15 protein-coding genes are annotated in these 18,530 nt (G+C 64.3%); 6 read left to right on the plus strand and 9 right to left on the minus strand.

Features of this window, described 5'->3' with window-relative positions:
- Window positions 1-50: 50 nt before the first annotated feature.
- Complete coding sequence (locus ACFY5D_RS10530; protein ID WP_387528882.1) at window positions 51-1,253, minus strand: glycerophosphodiester phosphodiesterase family protein; 1,203 nt, start codon at window positions 1,251-1,253, stop codon at window positions 51-53.
- A gap of 287 nt (window positions 1,254-1,540) precedes the next feature.
- On the opposite strand from ACFY5D_RS10530, the gene ACFY5D_RS10535 reads away from it, so the two are divergent.
- Entirely contained in the window at window positions 1,541-2,065 is a 525-nt protein-coding gene (locus ACFY5D_RS10535) for an ion channel (RefSeq protein WP_387528884.1), read from the plus strand.
- A gap of 99 nt (window positions 2,066-2,164) precedes the next feature.
- On the opposite strand, the gene ACFY5D_RS10540 is transcribed toward ACFY5D_RS10535, so the two are convergent.
- The 5 genes from ACFY5D_RS10540 to ACFY5D_RS10560 all read right to left on the minus strand — a co-directional run bounded on the left by ACFY5D_RS10540 (window position 2,165) and on the right by ACFY5D_RS10560 (window position 5,195).
- Window positions 2,165-2,839 carry a GAP family protein gene (locus ACFY5D_RS10540; RefSeq protein ID WP_387528887.1) on the minus strand — a complete coding sequence of 225 codons (675 nt, stop codon included), beginning with the start codon at window positions 2,837-2,839 and terminating at the stop codon, window positions 2,165-2,167.
- A gap of 116 nt (window positions 2,840-2,955) precedes the next feature.
- A complete protein-coding gene (locus ACFY5D_RS10545; protein ID WP_387528890.1) occupies window positions 2,956-3,369 on the minus strand; it encodes a hypothetical protein in 414 nt (137 codons plus the stop codon).
- Between the two features lie 48 nt (window positions 3,370-3,417).
- A complete protein-coding gene (locus ACFY5D_RS10550; RefSeq protein WP_387528893.1) occupies window positions 3,418-3,768 on the minus strand; it encodes an SHOCT domain-containing protein in 351 nt (116 codons plus the stop codon).
- 12 nt (window positions 3,769-3,780) lie between these two features.
- Complete coding sequence (locus ACFY5D_RS10555) at window positions 3,781-4,215, minus strand: DUF6325 family protein (protein WP_387528895.1); 435 nt, start codon at window positions 4,213-4,215, stop codon at window positions 3,781-3,783.
- A gap of 41 nt (window positions 4,216-4,256) precedes the next feature.
- Window positions 4,257-5,195 (minus strand): DUF1214 domain-containing protein, encoded by a 939-nt coding sequence (locus ACFY5D_RS10560; protein WP_387528898.1) that lies wholly within the window; start codon window positions 5,193-5,195, stop codon window positions 4,257-4,259.
- A gap of 229 nt (window positions 5,196-5,424) precedes the next feature.
- On the opposite strand from ACFY5D_RS10560, the gene ACFY5D_RS10565 reads away from it, so the two are divergent.
- Window positions 5,425-6,765: a DUF1254 domain-containing protein gene (locus tag ACFY5D_RS10565; protein ID WP_387528900.1), complete on the plus strand. Its 1,341-nt coding sequence runs from the start codon at window positions 5,425-5,427 to the stop codon at window positions 6,763-6,765.
- A 6-nt stretch (window positions 6,766-6,771) separates the two neighbouring features.
- Window positions 6,772-7,857, plus strand: a complete 1,086-nt coding sequence (locus tag ACFY5D_RS10570) for an ATP-binding protein (protein ID WP_387528903.1) — start codon at window positions 6,772-6,774, stop codon at window positions 7,855-7,857.
- A 103-nt stretch (window positions 7,858-7,960) separates the two neighbouring features.
- Here ACFY5D_RS10570 and ACFY5D_RS10575 read toward each other — a convergent pair whose 3' ends face one another.
- From ACFY5D_RS10575 to ACFY5D_RS10585, 3 genes are all read right to left on the minus strand, one after another.
- Window positions 7,961-10,204, minus strand: coding sequence for an arylsulfatase (locus ACFY5D_RS10575; protein ID WP_387528905.1), 2,244 nt, complete (start codon window positions 10,202-10,204; stop codon window positions 7,961-7,963).
- A 278-nt stretch (window positions 10,205-10,482) separates the two neighbouring features.
- A complete protein-coding gene (locus tag ACFY5D_RS10580) occupies window positions 10,483-13,101 on the minus strand; it encodes a LuxR C-terminal-related transcriptional regulator (RefSeq protein ID WP_387528908.1) in 2,619 nt (872 codons plus the stop codon).
- A gap of 104 nt (window positions 13,102-13,205) precedes the next feature.
- The gene (locus ACFY5D_RS10585; RefSeq protein WP_387528910.1) at window positions 13,206-14,156 is read right to left on the minus strand and encodes a formylglycine-generating enzyme family protein; all 951 of its coding nucleotides are present in this window, start codon (window positions 14,154-14,156) and stop codon (window positions 13,206-13,208) included.
- 194 nt (window positions 14,157-14,350) lie between these two features.
- Here ACFY5D_RS10585 and ACFY5D_RS10590 point away from each other — a divergent pair, with 194 nt between their 5' ends.
- From ACFY5D_RS10590 to ACFY5D_RS10600, 3 genes are read left to right on the plus strand one after another with little or no spacing between them, the layout of a single operon-like run.
- The gene (locus tag ACFY5D_RS10590) at window positions 14,351-16,024 is read left to right on the plus strand and encodes a SulP family inorganic anion transporter (protein WP_387528913.1); all 1,674 of its coding nucleotides are present in this window, start codon (window positions 14,351-14,353) and stop codon (window positions 16,022-16,024) included.
- A gap of 3 nt (window positions 16,025-16,027) precedes the next feature.
- Window positions 16,028-16,750: a GAP family protein gene (locus tag ACFY5D_RS10595; protein ID WP_387528916.1), complete on the plus strand. Its 723-nt coding sequence runs from the start codon at window positions 16,028-16,030 to the stop codon at window positions 16,748-16,750.
- Window positions 16,741-18,450 carry a SulP family inorganic anion transporter gene (locus ACFY5D_RS10600; protein WP_387528919.1) on the plus strand — a complete coding sequence of 570 codons (1,710 nt, stop codon included), beginning with the start codon at window positions 16,741-16,743 and terminating at the stop codon, window positions 18,448-18,450. Before ACFY5D_RS10595 ends, ACFY5D_RS10600 begins: the two co-directional genes overlap by 10 nt.
- The last annotated feature ends 80 nt before the right edge of the window (window positions 18,451-18,530 follow it).

Here is an 18,530-nt window from a genome sequence, read left to right on the forward strand (position 1 = left end):
GGGTGCACCGCCACCGGCGCGTGTGGGAACGGACTGACTAGTTCGCGAAACTAGTTCGCGAAGGTGTCCATCAGCTTGCCCTTGGCGTTCCAGAGCCCGAGCGAGTCGCCGCCGTTGTTCAGCACCCCGACGCTGCCGCCCAGGTAGAAGGCATCGGCGGTGTTGGTGCCCGGGCCCGGGTACACGCGCAGCTTGTCGCCCGGCTCCAGCACGTAGCCCTCGCCGATGCGCAGCGCGTTGTTCGCGGCGTCGCGCAACACGTAGCCGCTCACGTCGATGCCGCGGTTGCCCGTGTTGGCCAGGACGACGTGCTCGCCGGTTTCGGCCTGCAGGTCATCTCCCGGCACGTCGTTGACCGAATCCGCGATGACCACCCCATCGTTGGACGGGAACGGCTTCTGGCCGGCAATGTGCCGGTCCATCTGCTGCGGGAAGTCCCCGGTGATGCGCTCGGCGCCCAGCGCCAGCGATGCGTCGACCGCCTCGGTGGAGTTCACGGTGTAGACGCCCAGGCCCAGGCCGGCGTCCTTGACGCGGGCGGCCCCCGCGGCATCCAGCGACCGGTAGCTGGTGCCGAAGGAGTCGGCGTAGGTCGCGTAGTCGGCCAGGACGGCCTCGCCCGGAACGCTGCCGGTCAGCTGCTGCAGCGGGACATCCGGGGCCAGCGCGGCAAACTTCTTGTTCGAGGCGACGTCGAAGCCGAGGACCTCGATCTTTCCCGCCCGTTCCAGCTTGCTCCACCTCGCGTCGTTGGCCAGTGCATCGGCTACGACCTTTTCCACGCCCGGCGACTTCGCCGGGGACTTGATCTCTATGAACACCCCGGCGTCTCCGGTCACGACGTCGACGACCTCGTCGAAGTGCGGGATCTTCTCCCCTGCGTAGTTGGCGGAGAAGTAGGAACCCGCGTCGAGCTGGCGCAGTTCCTTCCAGGTGAAGGAGGTGATCGGGGCGTTTTCGCGGCCCGGGAACACCTCCTCGACGTTGGTGGTGCGTGCCGGGGTTTCGTCGTGGAAGATGAACGGGACGCCGTCGCTGCTGAGCTGGACGTCGAGTTCGACGAAGTCGGCACCGGACTGGCTGCCTGCCTTGAACGCCGCCAGTGTGTTTTCCGGCGCGACGCCGGCCGCGCCGCGGTGCCCGATCAGGATCGGCGATTCGTTGCCGTTCACCGGTGCGGCAACGGCCGGCGCCGCCAATCCGGCAAGCATGCAGGCGGTCAGCGTTCCAAGCGTGAGGGTGCGAAGCTTCATGGTGTGGTTGCTTTCAGTCTTGGGGATGAACACACCCAACACCCTTCCGCGGCCAATCAACCGTCCGGAGAAGACAAAGTGAACCGAGCCTTAAGATCTCCTACGAACAGCAGTCAACCCGTGCTTCAGATGGCCGGTGTTTCCGCGCCGAGGTCAGTGACCGGAACCTCTTGGCGTGGTGCCCTGCCCATCCAAACAATATGATTGAAAGCAGCAAACTTGCACTAATTCGGGAAAATGAAGCGTAGGGGAAATCCGTGATCCGCAAAACGAATCAAATGGAATTCATGAATCTCGATGACGCCGGCAGGGTGCATGTTGCCTTTGCCGCCGTGATCCGGTTGACCCTGATCCTGACAGTCTCGTTCTTGTTGTATTTCTTGATTCCCGTCGGCGGGTTCAACGAATCCAATCCGTTGGCAGCCTGGATCAGGCTCTCCGCGGTGGCCTTGTTGTTCCTTGCCGTCTTGGGGCTGCAAGTGCGGATAGTGCTTTCCGCAAGTGTTCCCCAGGTCCGGGCGGTGGAAGCCGTCGTGGAAAGCGTGGTGGCGTTCGTGCTCTTGTTTTCGTTGCTCTACCTCTCGATCTCGACCAGCGACCCGACGGCCTTCAGCGAGCATATGAACAGGGTCGACGCCCTGTACTTCACATCCAGTACTTTCTCCACCGTCGGCTTCGGAGACATCGTTGCCGCATCGACGTTGACCCGGGGACTCGTGGCGCTCCAGATGATTGCCGGGCTCGGTGTCTTGGGCATGGTGGCGAAGGTTTCCTTCCATGCGGCGAAGCTGGGGCTGAACAAAAGGCCTTGATCGAGCACCCCTGTCCGGAAACTATCGCCCCGGGCCCTAACCACAATTTGGCCCCGGAACCAGAACGGTTCCAGGGCCAAATCCCCCATGGAGTGTTTTTTAGAAGCTGCCCAGGCCCTTGCCCAGCAACTGGGTGCCAAGGACCAACAAAACAACCATCATGATGGTTGCGTTGTTGGCGGTGAGCCAGGTCCTGACATTGTCCAGCACCACCGCGGCCTTGGCCGGTGCCACGAGGTAGAGCAGCACAGGCAACAGCACGCTGAGCGCGGCAATCACGGTAAAGATGGCCACGGCACCCACGACCTGCTCGGTTCCCAAGTCCGCCCGGCCAAACGCCATGCCTGCGGCCGCTGCCACCAAGAGGTTTTTTGGGTTGACCGCGGCCAGCAGGAATCCGAGCCCAATTGCTGCCGGTGGCTTCATGGTGTCAATGGCAGCCATCCATTTGGGGAGTTCCGGTTCCACGCCGGGCGCCGGTCGCGAACGCCACTGCTTCAGCGCCATGAACAGCAGCGCAACGCCGAAGAGCAACTGGAGGGTTCCGGCGATCGGCTGCGGCCCGGTGGTCTCGCCGGGTTCCGGGATAACACCGGCCAGCAACGTGAAGACTCCCGTGGCCACGCAGATTCCTACCACCCATCCCAGCAGGAACCCCAGTCCCAACGGTTTGGGCCGCGGAGACATGAGCATCAGGATCGTCGCAATGATCGGCACGGGGCTGATCGCGATGGTGATGGCATAGGGCAGGGTTTCCCCCAGGATTTGAATCATGTTTTAGTTTTCCGCTCATGGAGCGCGGGTTTTCGGTCACCGAAGCCCGCTGGGGCTGACTCTGACGTGCGTCGGGATTCCCAGAGGAGAATCCCGACGCGCCGGTTAAGACGTGACTAGCAGGTCAGGTCCTTGTTGAGTTCGGTCTGGGCCGCCTGGATCTTTGCGACGTCGTCGGCCAGAGCCTCCTTGGCCTGCGGAACCGTCAGGTTCTTGTCGACATCGGAGACTGCCTTGTCAAAGTCCTTCCAAGCAGCGTCGAAGGCTTCCTTGCGGTCGCCGCTGACCTTGTCCAACGACTTCTGCAGATCGGCGTAAGACGTCTTGACCTTCTCATGTGCGGCCTGGATGTCATTCACGGAAGAAGCGCTGGTCAGGGAGGTCTTGACCTCGGCAACGGATCCCACCAATTTCGCGTAGGAATCGCATGCTGCCGACGAGTTTTCCTCGGGCGAGCTGCACGCGGCCAGCGACGCGCCGAGGGCGAGGGTCATCGCGAGGGAGGTGAAAAGCTTAGTGGTCTTGCGCATGTAATGCTCCTAATGTGTTTCTGTTCTGGTGCGAATAACGAGGTGGGATTAGAGGCCCATGAGTTGTTTCTTGGCCTGCTCAAATTCGGCGTCGTTCAGCAGGCCCTGCTGCTTCAGCTCCCCGAGCTGCTGCAGCTGCGACACCAGATCAAGCTGTGGTGCGGCGGCCGGTGGCGCAGCAGGGGCAGCGGGCGGTGCCGCATACCCGGATACCGCGTTGATGGCGGTTTCCTCGATGGCCTGGCGCTGCATCATTGCTTCCTGCTGCGCGGCTTCGGCCTTATTGATCTGGCGCTGTTGGATGGCGCCGCTGACTGCAGTGGCGGTTCCGGCTACGACTGCGGTGCGCGCAGCCATGCCGAGGAGTCCGGGACGGCCGGCACGTCTGAGAAGAGGCATGGGGGTTCCTTACTAGGCTTCGAAAACAGATTGCCCGGAAATGAGCTGGTTGACGGCCAGTGCGGGGATGCGTTCGGAGCGAACGACCGTGCCGCGTGCAGCCGTGAGGCGCTCGGCGAGCTCGGTGGCCCAACACATTTCCAGTGCCACCAGCGCCACACCGAAGCCCGGGGCGATCGATGCCACTGCCTCGTCGAGGTCCTCCTCGCCCAACAGTCCCTGCACCTCAAGGGTCACGCCCTGGGCGCCGAAGCCGTCTTCGTCCCCGACAACCTCGGTGTAGGTGACGGTTCCGTCCGCGGCACGCGCGGCGACGGCCAGGTCAAGCAGGCGCACGGCGCCGGTGGCCGTCGCGCCAAGCACCGAGTCCAGGACGCCGGCGTCGAGGCCGGCCCCCTCGAACTCGACAACGAATATTTCCACCGGCCCGTATTCAAAATTGTCCATGGGTAACCCCGTTCCTTTCAGTCCGTGCGTCAAGAATTCGATTAGTTGTCAATGCCGGGGAACGACCAGCGTCCCTCAAGTACTTCGGGGCGGGGGCGGTACAGGCGGACCAGGTAGTTCCAGCCCTCCATGATCGGCAGGGCGTTGGGTTCCTCCGGGGACCCACCAAAGTTGATGGTGATGGTTCCGTCGGCGTTGGGCACTCCAGTGATGTTGTTGACGCTGTACGCGCCCTCCGGGTTTTCCTGGAAGTAGCCTTCTGCGTTGTAGAGGGACAGGGACCAGAAACCGTCGACCGGAACCTCACCGATGGTCAGCGAGTATTTTTCGGCGGGCAACCCCGGGGAAACGTTGATATAGGACGCCTCGGTCTCGGGCAGTCCGCCCCATCCCGCGGCTGCGCCGATCAGGTGGCGCACCGGATCCACGTCTTCCTTGGTGCCGAAGCAGCGTTCGAGCCCGCCTAGCCCCTTGGCCAGGTCAAGCAGCGAGTTTCGCGTAGCGGTGACAGCGGCCTCGTCGTAGGCGGGAAGCTCGAACTGGCGGGTGCTGGTCGAGGAGATGCGCAGCGTATCCTGCAACGCGTTGACCTCGGCCACGTCCGCGGGGTCTTCCGGGTCTACCAGGATGCGGGCGGTGACCATGACAAAGTCGGAACCGAATTCCTCGGCCGTGAGCCTGTGCTCGCCGGGTGTGTGGAACACCTTGTTGATGTAGTGGTCCTGGCTGACGACCATCACCGAGACGTAGCGCTCCCCCACCTCAGGGATGCCCAGCACGGCGCCCTCGCTGATATCCACGACCGTTGCACTGTAGAGCGTGTCACGGTTCATGCGGATGATCGGCTGGTTATCAATGGCCGTGGGCACTTTGCCGTGGTTCCACACCCCGGTTCCACCCACTGCGTGGGCGATGGCTGCGAACATGCGGTCGGATTCGGCGCGGACAAAATTGTCGACGTTTACAGGTACTGCGGTCATCGCGGCATCGGCCTTCCCTAGTCACTTTATTGCTTGATTAATCGTCTGCGGGATCGCTGGCCGGTGCATCATCCATGGTTGGTGATTTAGGATCACCAGCTGCACCAATGCGGACCCGAACCATGGCCCGGGCAGCGCTCGTGTGGAAAAGTCGCACGTGGAAACCCCTGTTGGAGGTGCCGTCCCGGCGCTTCCACATGAAAAGCTCCCAGATGAAAGAGTCCTTGACGTGAACCCCGAACATTCAGCGATGGTGGATGCGGCATTTGCCTACGGCATTCCCCTGACTTTCAACCTCGACCAGGTGCAGCGCTACGTCGAGCACGGCATCGGGGCCAACCCCGCGGCGGCCTTCAACACTTTCAGCCACGCGCGCACCCTGGCCGGCCCGGCAGACACCTTTGTCTCGATCAACAACGACACCCTGTACTCGATGGCCCAGCTGGACCTGGGCGTCGGCCCGGTGCTCCTGGAGGTCCCGGACACCGCCGGACGCTACTACGTCCTGCAGTTCGTCGACGCCTGGACCAACAACTTCGCCTACGTGGGACACCGCGCCACGGGCACGGCCGCCGGAAAATTCCTGATTGTTCCCCCGGGGTGGGATGGCCAAGTTCCGGAGAATACCACCCTCATCACGGCACCCACGCTGATCGTCTCGATTGTGGGTCGGTGGGCCTGCAACGGTGTCTCCGATCTTCCCGCAGTGCACACACTGCAGAACGCTGCCACCCTGACTCAGCTCGATTCCAGCGCGGTTCCTGCCGGGCTACCGGTGATTGACGCGGCTATTGCCCCGGAAGTGCAATTTTTGGAGAAGCTCCGCTTGTACTCCCAGGCCTACCCACCGGCGCAGCGCGATATGCCAGCGCTTGAAGCGCTGGCTCCACTGGGAATCACCGAACCCGGCACCGGCCGCTTTGCAGGCATGGATACGGCTCAAGCCAAGGAACTGGGTGACGCGATCACCGACGCACAACAACGCCTCATGGACTTCCTACGCGCTGGTGGAGTGCCCGTCTCCAACGGATGGCAGCTTCCGTACCACGCGTTTGACTACAACGTAGACTTCTTCGAAGTTGGAACATTCAACGAACCTGCCTACACCTCAATGCCGCCAAACGAACGCTATGTCCGCCGTACCGCCGCAGCAATCGGCGGGCTTTGGGGAAACCACGCCTATGAGGCAGCCTACGCCCCGGTTTATGTGGATTCCGAGAACACCCAGCTCAATGGCGCAAATGACTATGTGCTGCACCTGTCTCCGACCCCACCGGTCAATGCGTTCTGGTCGCTGACCATGTATTCGGTTCCCGATTTCTACCTGGTGGAGAACCAGATCAAGCGGTACTCGCTGGGCGACCGCACCGAGGGACTGGAATACGAGGCCGACGGGTCATTGAAGATCTACCTGGGTTCCAAGCGCCCGGCAGATCCACGCATGGCAGCGAATTGGCTGCCGGCACCCAAGGGAGATTTCCGCCCGATGATGCGCATGTACGAACCGGATGCTTCGATCATTGACGGCAGCTACGAGTTCCCCGCCATCGTGCGCTTAAACGGAAAGTGAGCTTCGATGACCAACCTGGTAATCGGCGCCGGGGTAGATTCCCCGGACGAACCGATCGAATTGGCGGCCGCCAAGTTCAACCGCCACACCTTCTGGTGCGGGCAGAGCGGATCGGGCAAGACCTACGCGTTGGGCGTGCTGCTGGAGCAGCTGCTGCTGCACACCGAGCTGCCGCTGTTGGTGCTTGACCCCAACGCCGACTTCGTCCATCTCAATGAACCGCGCCCGGAAGCCGATGCGGCCGAGGGCGCCGGGATCAGCGGCACCGACATGCGCATCCTGCATTCCGGCTCCGGAGAGACGGACCGGGTGCGCACCCGGTTCACGGACCTCTCGGTGGCATCCAAGGCCGCGGTGCTGCAGCTGGATCCGGTCCGCGACGCGCAGGAATTCAACGTGCTGCTGAACTTTGACGCCGGCGCCGACGGACGGGACTTCGATGGCGGGAACTACATCGATTCGCTTCGATCCTCCGGGGACCCGGGACAGGCGAAGCTGGCCACCCGGATCGAGAACCTGCAGGTGCTGGACTGGGATGTGTGGGCCCGCGGCGGCAAATCGATCACGGACATCATCGACGCCCGGCCGCGCGCCACCGTCATGGAGCTGGGCGGGTTCAACAGCCCGGCAGAGCCAAAGGTCGCGACCCTGGCGGTGCTGGAGCACCTCTGGGCCACGCGCGCCGAACGCCGCCCGGTGCTGATCGTCATCGACGAAGCGCACAACCTGTGCTCCCCGAATCCCTCCACCCCGGTGGAGCGGGCGCTGACCGAGCAGCTGATCCAGATCGCCGCGGAGGGCCGGAAGTTCGGCCTGTGGCTGTTCCTCTCCACCCAGCGCCCGGGCAAGATCCACCCGAACGTGCTCTCGCAGTGCGACAACCTGGGCCTCATGCGCATCAACTCGCCGCGCGACCTTGAGGAGTTGGCCGGGGTCTTCGGTTTTGCACCGCAGGAACTGATCCAGCGTTCCAAGGACTTCGTGCAGGGCCAGGGGCTCTTTGCCGGCGGATTCGTGCGCCAGGCCTCGATCGCGCAGATGCGCAACCGGGTGACGCTCGAGGGCGGCTCCGACGTCAAGGTACCGCTGTAACTCAAGTTGCGGGCCCCGGCACCCCCTGACCAGGCAAATCGGCCCGCCAACCCCGCTGGGGGCTGGCGGGCCGATTTGTTTTTGGAGCCTATTTCACGGGCTCCTACAGGTAGGCCACATGCATGCGCTTGATGACACCTGTCAGCGGGAACGGCGCTTTGTCGCGGTAATCCAGGGACACCGGGGAACCCAACGCCCTGCCCACATCCAGCCCGTCATTTGCGGAGAACCCGATCCCCGCCAGCAGCGGAACGATGCCCGTTGCAACCTCCACACCGTCCACCGCCAGCACGATGTCCAGCCCGCTGTTCGGGGCCGCCGAATGCCGTTGGGTACGCACCGTGATGGTGTGGGCACCGGCGGACAGCGGCACCGTGGAGGCGATCTTGGTGCGGTCCATCATGAACAGGTTGTACTCGTAGCGCAGGATGCCCTCGTCCAGGAAGAGCGTCAGCCCGCCGGAGCCCTGGCCGAGCTTGTAGAGCACCCCGGAGGCGGATTCCGGAAGCTCGAGTTCCATGGTCACCAGGTTGGAACGGTTGCCCAGGGTGGGTGCCGAGCTTTCCGGGATGCGCAGCGTGGAATCGAACATTTCCCATTCGCTGTACGGAGACTGCGGGCGGTCTTCCGGGTGCAGCGTCATGACCCACAACCCGCCGCCGATCGGCAGTGCGTCGTTCTTCGCCGACTCGACCAGGAACAAATCCTGCAACTGTTTGAGCTTCTGGGGGTGCTCGGCGGCCAGGTCATGCGCCTGCGACCAGTCGTCATCCAGGTTGTAGAGCTCCCACACGTCCTCCTCCGGCGTCCAGGTCGCGATTCCCGGGGGCAGGCCCGGGATCCAGGGCAGCCGCGGACCACGGGCGCTAGCCATCCATCCGTCGTTGTAGATCGCCCGCGAGCCCATGATCTCAAAGTACTGGGTACGCAGCCGGCCCGCGGCCTCCGGGTCTTGGATCGCGTAGGCGAAGCTGGTGCCGTCCATCGGCTTTTGTTCCACGCCACCCAGGGATTGGGGTTCGGTGATGCCGATGACCTCGAGGATCGTGGGGGCCACGTCGTTGCAGTGGTGGAACTGGGTGCGCGGCCGGGAATCCGGGCTCAGCCGATCTGGCCAGCGGATCGCCATCGGGTTGCGGGTGCCGCCCAGGTGCGAGGGCAGCAGCTTCATCCCCTTGTACGGGGTGGAGCCCGCCCAGGCCCAACCAGCGTGGTACATGTTGTCCGTCGCCGGGGTGCCCAGGACCTCCAGTCCGCCGAGTTCCTCGAGCACCTCGATGTGCTGGGCGGTGGTGGAGGGGATGCCGTTCTGGGCCAGCAGCTCGCTGATGGTGCCTCCCTGGCCCTCGGCCGAGGAGCCGTTGTCTCCCCAGATGTACAACACCAGGGTGTTCTCCCCGAAGCCCAGCTCGTCCACCGCGTCGAGCACGCGTCCGACCTGGACATCGACGTGCTCGGCGAAGCCGGCGGCAACCTCCATGAGGCGACGTTGGAAGGGTTTTTCGTCCTCCGGGATGTCAGCCCAGGCCATCAGGGATCCGTCGCGTTCGGTGAGCACCGTGCCCTCGGGAATCCAGCCGCATTCGATCGCGCGGGTGTGGACCCGCTGGCGGTAGGCATCCCAGCCGTCGTCGAACTTCCCCGCGTATTTGTCAGCCCATTGCGTCGCCACGTGGTGCGGACCGTGGATGGCTCCGGAGGCCCAGTACATGAAGAACGGGGAGTCCTGACGTAGCGTCTTGTGCCGGCGCAGCCAGTTGATGGCGTCATCGGCCAGGTCCTCGGAGAGGTGGTAGCCCTCCTCCGCGGACTTTGGAGGCAGCACGCTGGTGGTGTTTCGGACCAGGTTTGGCTCGAATTGCGAGGCTTCGCCGGCCAGGAAGCCGTAGAAGTACTCGAAGCCTCGGCCGGTGGGCCAGTTCTCGAACGGGCCGGCTGCGGAGGTTTCGTTCAGCGGGGTGTTGTGCCATTTGCCGAACGCGCTGGTGGCGTATCCGTATTCCTTCAGGATCTCGGGCAGGGTCCCGGCATTGCGCGGGATCATCCCGGAATAGCCGTCCCAGTCGTTGGCGAATTCGGCGATCTGGCCCGCACCGACGCGGTGGTGGTTGCGCCCGGTCAGCAGCGAGGCCCGGGTGGGCGAGCACATGGCGGTGGTGTGGAACCTGTTGAAGCCCACGCCTTCCCGGTGCACACGACTCAGCGTGGGGGTATGCACCTCTCCGCCGAAGGTCTCCGGGAGCCCCGGACCGGCATCGTCGATGAGCACGATCAGCACATTGGGTGCGTCATCGGGCAAGCGTTTTTCCTCGGGAGCCGGGGAATAGGTGGACTGCTGCATGGTCATCCCGGCCACGCTACCGCTGCGACGTGGCGGGAAGGGCAGCACGCCGCCATTGGGGATAACACGTGGTGGGAACACCGAATTCGACGGTGAGTGGGCGAATTCGGGGTTGGGCTCAGACATCTTGCTCCTTCGCTTCGGCGGAGGTGGCACTACACCACCGGGCCCCGCGGTGCGTTCGGTGTGCCCGAGAGGCCCTGCTTCCAGCCTTGACTGGCGGAGCGACGCCTGTACAGGCCGAACGCGAAAAACCATCCTTCGTTGGTGAGAGGATCAGGGGCTCAGGGCCGGTACTTGATGGCCTCGCGGCGGGTGCCGACCCCGAGCTTGCGGTAGATCGAGCGCTGGTGGGTGCGCACGGTGTTCACCGAGACAAAGAGTGCCGCGGCGATTTCCTCCGCCGTCATGGTGGTGCGCAGGTATCCGAAGACTTCCAGTTCGCGGGAGGTCAGGCGGGATCCGAGGATCGAGTGCCGCGACACGCCTTCGTCGGCGTGCGTAATCCGCGAGGCCAGGAACCCCTCGTGCGCAGTTCCCCAGACCGCGTGTTCGGTCAGCAATGCCGCAAGCCCCGTGTCCTTGCCGGCAAACGGCCTGGCGATCGATTGCGGTGCAGCCACATCAAGCGCCTTTTCCAGCTGTCGGTGGGCCTCTTCGCGGTCACCGCGTTCGCGCGAGATGACGGCGGAGGTGACCAGCGCGCTGACGGCCACGTAGGAGACCATGCCCGCCTTTTCAATGCCCGCCAGCAGTGCCATGGCTTCGGTGTGGCGCCCGGCAATCCGGTAGATCTCGGCACTGTGCGTCAGGACCACGGGGATGTTTTGGGTTTCGCGCACTCCGGCCAGCAGGGCCAGCCCCGCAGCCTCGTTTCCGGACGCGACTCGAAGGCTCGCCGCGGCGATCGTCCCGTAGATATTCCAGGGCACCCCGTGCACCGCGCTTTGGCCGATGCCCGCCAGGTGCGTCTCCGCGTCGCTGATCTCCCGTGCGTCCCCAGTGGCTGCGGCACACAGTGCAAGGTAGACCCGGGCCAGGGCCGTGTAGGAATTTTGGTGCCCTCCGCGCCGGGTCATTTCCAGGAAGTTGTGTTTGGCCTCGGGGATCCGGTCCTGCCAGTAATCCGTGTATCCGCGGGCAAAGATTTCGATCCCGCCGTCGTAGTGGTTCCACTCGGTGCCCAGCGCCTCCGGGAGAGCCTCGTGGGTGGTGTCCATCAGGGCCCGGGCCGCCGTCAGGTTCCCCCCGAAGGACAGGGCAAAGATGAGGTTCGCCCGAATGCGGGACGCCAGGGTCTTCAGCCCGGCATTCTCCGCATCTCGCAAGGCCGAACGCAGGAGCCTGACGGCTTCGGCGGGATTGCGCCGCAAACGCAACTCCGTCCAGCCGACGTAAAACTGCCGGTAGGTATGCGCGACGGAATCGACGTTTTCTTCCCGCATGGCCAGCTGGGCGGCATCCGATGACGCGGCAAGGACCTGCGGGTCGTGCGAGAGAAAAAGTTCCGCGAAGGCCCACGTCCCGGCCGAGGCGCGTTTCCCCTCGCCCGTTTCCCGGTCCGCGGCGCGCGCCCTGTCAAGCAGCAACATGGAACCCTTGGTATCGCCCAGCGCATCAAGGCAGCAGGCACGCACCAGCAGCACCTCCGTGCAGGACCCCAGCTCGGTGTCAAGCCTCAGGCAGAGCGAATGGAGCGCACCGGCCCCCGAGTCGATCACGATCCGCAACCATGCGCTGCGCAAGATGTCCATCGCCAATTCGCGGTCGCCACACACCATGGCGTGCTTGATTGCCTCCAGGGGGAAACGCCCTGCCAACGCCGTGGCGGCAGCACGGTTCAAGGCGCGTGATCGGGCGGTGTTGGTCCTGCCCAAGAGGATGCGGCATTGCTTGGCGAAAAGATGTTGCCACCGGTAAACGGTTGTTTCGGTTTCATCCACGTAGCGCTCGACGAAAATGCCCTGCCTCGCACATTCCTCGAGCAGCAATGTGCTGTTTTGGTTCCCGGTCAACACCGCGGCAAGATCGCTGTCCAGATGTTGACAGGTGGTTGCGGCAAGGATGAAGTCGGCAAGTTCCGGTCGCAACCGGCCCAGCACCGAGGACGCCACGTACTCGGTCATCATCTCGCCGGCCTCCAGATGATGCGGCAGGATCCCCTGTCCGGTTCCCATCCGCGCCATTTGAACGGCAATGGGCCAGCCCCCGGTATCGGCATGGATCTTCTCGGACGCCTCGCGCTCGGCCCCGGAGGGCTTTGGGCCATCGGCGATCTCGGCCACGATGTCCGTGGCGGTGAGCGCCAGTTCCGCGGGACCCAGGTGACCGGCGACCCCGGAGGCAAGGGAACGATTGAACCAGGTTGCCAGTCCCACTGATCCGGCGAGAACGAAACGAAGCATCCCCCCGCAGTTTTCGGCGAGAATGCCTACCGGTCCCTGGGCGAGCGCCGGCCCGGCATGATGCGCATCGTCGATGACCAACACCAATGGTTCCACCAACGACATGGCCGTCTCGGCGATCCTCTCGAGCGTGGCTTCGGCCCCGGTCGGGTCGGGGAATAGTGCGCCTATGGCCAGTGAATCCCGGACATCGGTGTCCGGGGCGATCCGATGCAGGGCACTGATGATCCCGTGCAATAACTGTTCGTCGCTGGCGCCACCGGCAGGGGTCAACGTCAACCATGCCTTGGGCCTGGCAGCGTGCTTTACCCAGGAGGCGAGCACGGAGGATTTCGCATACCCCGAGGGGGCTGCGACGAGGGTGACAGCGTGTCCAGAGGTCAAATCGTCGAGCAGCTTCTCAATCCGCGGGCGCCGCAACACCACGGTGTTGACGCGGGGCGCAGAGACCAGGAACCATGGCCGAGGGGTCCACTCGGTGATTGGAGATGCATCCATGGGGCAGATTCTACAAGGAAAACCATAGACTGAACGGGAAATTGCCAGCCACCGCACCGGGTTTTTCCATATTATGTACTTTTGTTTACCTTCGGATGCTCAGCTCAGAACAGGTCCCTCACACAACGGAAACCGATATGGCTCGTGGCCGAATCCTCCGCCTGGGCCGAGCGCGCCGCGGGCCTGTAGCGCAGGCAATACTCGGGGGAACACAGGTGCGATCCGCCCTTAAGAACACGCCGGGGAATTCCGGATCCGGAATCCGCACCACCACAGCCCTGGCAGTTTGCTGCCCCGTTACCATGCTCCTGCTCGATCCCCGCGACCTGAGCATGCGAATCGGTGTAGAGGTCTCCGGTCCACTCCCACACGTTTCCGATGCAGTCCTCGAGGCCGAACCCGTTGGGCGGAAACGCGCCAACGGGCGAGGTGCCCACCCAACCACGCGCACCGGAATTCAGATAGGGAAAACGCCCGTGCCAGGTGTTGGCCATGGCCACGCCCGCGGGATCGCGGTCCCTCCCCCAGGCGTAGGGATTTGGCGTCATTCCGCCGCCCGCCGCGAATTCATGTTCGGCCTCGGTGGGCAGCCGGGCGTCGAGCCACCGCGCATAGGCGAGGGCATCCTCGTGGGCGACCTGCACCACCGGGTGGCCACCTTTCCCGGCCAGGTTGCTGTCGGGCCCGAGCGGGTGCCGCCATTGCGCACCCGGGACCCAGGACCACCAAGCCCGCCAATCCCTCAGGTCCACTGGCCCTCCGGTGGGCGCGAAGACCAGGGATCCCGGGAGTCGCTCGCTCGCCGGCAGGTGTGCGAAGGCTTGCGCATCCAGCCCGCGTTCGGCCACCGTCACATAGCCGGTTTGCTCGACGAAGTGTCCGTACTGGGCATTCGTCACCGGCCCGCTCGTCATTTCGAACGCCGGGAGCGTGCGCTGGTGCACGGGGGCTTCGTCCGGATAAAAGTCATAGGACCCCATCGAGAAGCGCCCGCCGGGCAGGCGCACCCATCGATGTTCGGGTGACGGGCTCGGGGTCCCGCTGCTGGTCATCATGTCACTCCTAGTCGCGGTCACTGGCTTAGATCCTGCCTTGTCACGCGCACTGGCGGATCATCACCAACTGATGAAATACCCCGCCGAAGGTTCCCGTCCGGGTGGCTCCTCGCCGAAGCTGGGAAGTACGCATCGTACGCACGCGCGCCAACCGGCGGGGCATTTGGCATGGAAACAAGAGAAGGGTTCCTTCGATGAACCGACCTTTGCAGGGACTGACGCGGAAGAACGCGACGCGTGAGGCCATGGCAGGCGTCACGCTGCTGGCCATCTCGGTGCCCCTGAACATCGGCTACGCCCAGATCGCCGGGCTTCCGGCGAGCGCAGGGTTGTACGCGCTGATCGTCCCCACCGTCATTTACGCCTTACTGGCCTCCTCGCGCCAGGTAGTTGCCTCGCCCGACGCGGCCGCTGCCGCCCTCGTGTTTTCCTCGCTGGTGGGGTTGGGGGTTGCCGGGGAAAATTTCGCGGCCATGGCTGCGGCCCAGGCAATCCTCAGCGGCCTGTTGCTCTTCCTCGCCGCTTGGCTCAAACTTGGGTTCCTGGCCAACTTCCTCTCCAAGCCCATCCTCGTCGGCTTTGTGGGCGGGCTGGCGATGGAAATCCTGTTAAGCCAGTTCGCCAAGATGCTCGGACTGAAGCTTGAGTCGGGCGAAGAGTTTTTCGTCCAGCTGGTGGTCTTGTTCGGAGGCTTGGGAGGGCTGAATCCCTGGGCCGCGATCATGAGCCTGGTGTCGCTGGCCATCCTGCTGCTCGGGCGTCGCTACCTGCCCGTGGTGCCGTGGGCCCTGGTGGTCCTGGTCCTCGGGACACTCGCGACCGCGGGGCTGGCCCTGGAAGCCAAGGGAGTCGCGGTGCTCGGCGAGGTCCCGGCCGGCCCACCGCAGTTCTCCTTCCCGCGCCTGGACCTGGCCAACTGGCTGGCGCTGATCCCGTCCGCGCTCGCGCTGACCCTGGTGACCGTCGCCGAGGGCCTGCTGGTCATCCGCTCCTACGCCGAGAAAAACAAATACAAGACCAACTCAAACCAGGACCTTTTCGCCTTTGGTGCGGCGAACGTGGCTTCGGGCCTCTCGGGCTCCTTCACCGTTGGCTCCTCCACCTCCCGCACCGCGGCCATGGAGCAGGCCGGTTCCCGCACCCAGCTGCCATCCCTGGTGCTGGCCGGCGGAACCCTGCTCCTGCTGCTTTTCGGCACCGAGCTGCTGGCCCAAATCCCCTCGCCCGCCATTGGCGCGGTGGTTGCGGTGGCGGTCTTCAAGCTGCTGGGCCTCGAGGAGCTGCGCGAACTGTGGGGTGCCTCCCGCTCCGAATTCGGCATCGCGATGGCGTGTTTCCTGGGTGTCCTGGTGGTGGGCCCGCTCGGTGGCCTGCTGTTCGCCTTCGTGCTGTCACTGATCAACCTGGTGCGGCGTTCGGCGCATCCCACGATCGACGTGTTGGTCGGTTCCGCGGATCCAACGGTGTCGTTGACCGAGTCCGCATCCGGGGCACGGGAAACGGCCCCCGGCGTCGTGGTCCTGCGGATCGCGGCCCCAATCTTCTTTGCCAACGGCGCCCTGCTCGCCGACCGTATCTCCGGTTTCTCCGATGACGAGGGGGCCCGTCCCCGGTTCGTGGTGCTGGACCTGGAAGCTGTCAGCGACATCGATGTCACAGGTGCCGATGCCCTGCGCGAGTCGATCCGCAAGCTGGCCGACGAAGGCATCGGGTTCGCATACACCCGGATGCGTCCGGGACTCCGCAAACAGTTCGCCGGCCTCGAACTGGTCGAAGGCACCCGCGAGTTCGCGACCAACCGCGAGGCGGTCGCGGCGCTGGCGCATCGCGAACAGGCCGAACCACAGAGCACGAACAACGAAAGGTAGGCCATGATCGAACTCGCTTGGGACCTGGTCCCGGTACTCCTTGGAGTCGTTGCCAGCCCGCTGGCCGTCATCGCCCTGATCGCGGTGTTGCTCTCGCGCAACGCCAAGGCCAATGGCCTGATGTACCTGATCGGTTGGTCCTGCGCCGTGGTCCTCGCCGTGTTCTTCGCCTACTGGCTGCTGGGACGGATCGACCTGAAAGTCAAGGCCGAACCCGCCGACTGGGTCGCGGTGACCCGGTTGGTCGCAGGGGTCCTCATTGGCGTGGGAGCCGTGTGGACTTACCGGCGTTCGCGGGTGAAGATCGCAGTGATGGCCGCTGCCAGCACCCCCGAGGAGGTGATCGCCGCGGCCCCGCAATTGCCGGGCTGGTTGAACTCCGTCGAAACGTTCACCGCACCCCGTTCGCTGGCCTTGGGGCTGGGCATTTTCCTATTGAACCCCATCAACGTTTCCTGCGCGTTCGTCGCTGCCCTGGATATCCGCTTGGGCGGCCTCCAGTCCCCGGCGCCCGCCGTCTTCCTGGCAGCATTCATCTTTCTGAGCATCATCCCCATGGGGATCCCGGTCTACCTGGTGCTCACCCAGGGTGAGAAGGCGGCACCGGTCCTGGCGAAGATCCGGACCTGGATCGCCAAGCACAATGGCACGCTCAGCGCAGTGTTCCTGGCGCTCATTGCCTTCACGCAAATCCAGAAGGGCTTGGCCTCGCTTCCATGGATCTAGACCTGACCCGTGCACGCGCCGGGTTGCGCAGCTACCTGAAACGCTTCGGAAACCGCCAGACCGCGAAGTCCGACGTCAAGGCCGGCCTGGTGCTCGGAATCGAAAGCGTCCCGGACGGGCTCGCCGCAGGGCTCCTGGCGGGAGTGAACCCGTTGCATGGCCTCTACGGATATCTCCTGGGCACCATCGGCGGGTCTCTGGCCACGGGCTCGGCCTTCATGACGGTACAGGCCACCGGGGCCATGTCAGTGGTCATCTCCGACATCCCGCAGACCCAAAGCGGCGAACAGGCCGGTGCCGCACTGGCAACCCTGGCGCTGCTGACCGGCCTGATCATGTTGGGGCTGGGGTTAGCCAAGCTCGGTTCGCTGGTGCGGTTCATCCCCACCGCGGTGCTGGTTGGTTTCATCAACGCGGTGGCCATCAACATCATCCTTGGCCAGTTCGACAACCTGACAGGCTACGAAAGCCAGGGTCCCAACCGCATCGTCAGGGCCTTTGACACGTTGGTCAACTTCCTGCAGTTCAGCCTGCCCGCTTGCCTGGTCGGCGCGGTCACGATCGCCCTGGTGCTCCTCCTCGAGCGCACGCGCCTCGGCGCACTGTCCATGGTGGTTGCCGTCATCGCAGGATCCGGGCTTGCCGGGTTGCTGTCCGCACCCTTCATCGGCACCGAGGTGGCACTGCTCAACGGCGTGGCCACCGTTCCCAATGCGCTGCCGGGCCTGCAGCTGCCCAACTTCGCACTGGTTGGCTCCATGATCATTCCGGCCTTCTCGCTGGCGCTGGTCGGCCTAGTGCAGGGCGCCGCCATCAGCGGTTCCATCCCGAACCCCGATGGACGTTACCCGGATGCCTCGGCGGACTTCCGCGGGCAGGGAATCGCCAACCTGGCCACGAGCCTCTTCCAGGGCATGCCCGTGGGCGGTTCCATGTCCTCGACATCGCTGGTGCGCACGGCCGGCGCCAAGACGGCCCTGGCAAACCTGACGGCCGGTGTGGTCATGGCGATCTGCATCGTCGCGCTCGGACCGGTGATCGGTTTCGTTGCGATGCCGTCACTGGCTGGTCTGCTGATCTTGGTCGGCGTCCGCACTCTCAAGATCCACGATGTGGTCATGGTGTGGAAGACCGGGCCCATCCAGGCAACGGTCCTGACGGTGACGTTTGTCCTCACGCTCCTGATCCCGTTGCAGTATGCGGTTCTCACCGGTGTCGGGCTTGCCGTGGTCTTGCACGTCACGCGCCTCTCCAACCGCATTGTGGTGCGCCGCTGGGTCTTCGAGAAGAGACGCGCTTTACCCACCGAGGTGGAGCCTCCGCGCGAACTCGAACCCAATGACATGGTCGTGCTGGCGCCCTACGGCAGCTTGTTCTTCGCCGCGGCCCCGGTCTTCGAAAAGCAGCTGCCCGAGGTCACCGGGAATGCGCACGGAACCGCGGTGGTCATCCGGTTGCGCGGCAAGGACGAGCTGGGAAGCACGTTCATCAAGACCCTTGAGCAGTACGCCCGCTCCCTGGAATCCGCCGGCGCGGTGCTGATGCTCGCGGGGGTCAGCTCCAAGGTCTACGACCAGTTGGTGGCAACCGGGGCCATCACCCGGATCGGGGCCGAACACGTTTTCATCGCCACTGACCGGATCGGGGATTCGCTGCAACAGGCAATGGACGCCGTCGACGGGTGGCGGGCCCGGCGCTAACGCCGGGAACCGCAAACCCATCCGCAATTGGTGATCTTTGGACCCCTCGGGGGAAAAGCCATCGCCCACCCCAAACCATC

The sequence above is a fragment of the Paeniglutamicibacter sp. NPDC012692 genome (genome assembly GCF_042901625.1).
Taxonomy (GTDB): domain Bacteria; phylum Actinomycetota; class Actinomycetes; order Actinomycetales; family Micrococcaceae; genus Paeniglutamicibacter.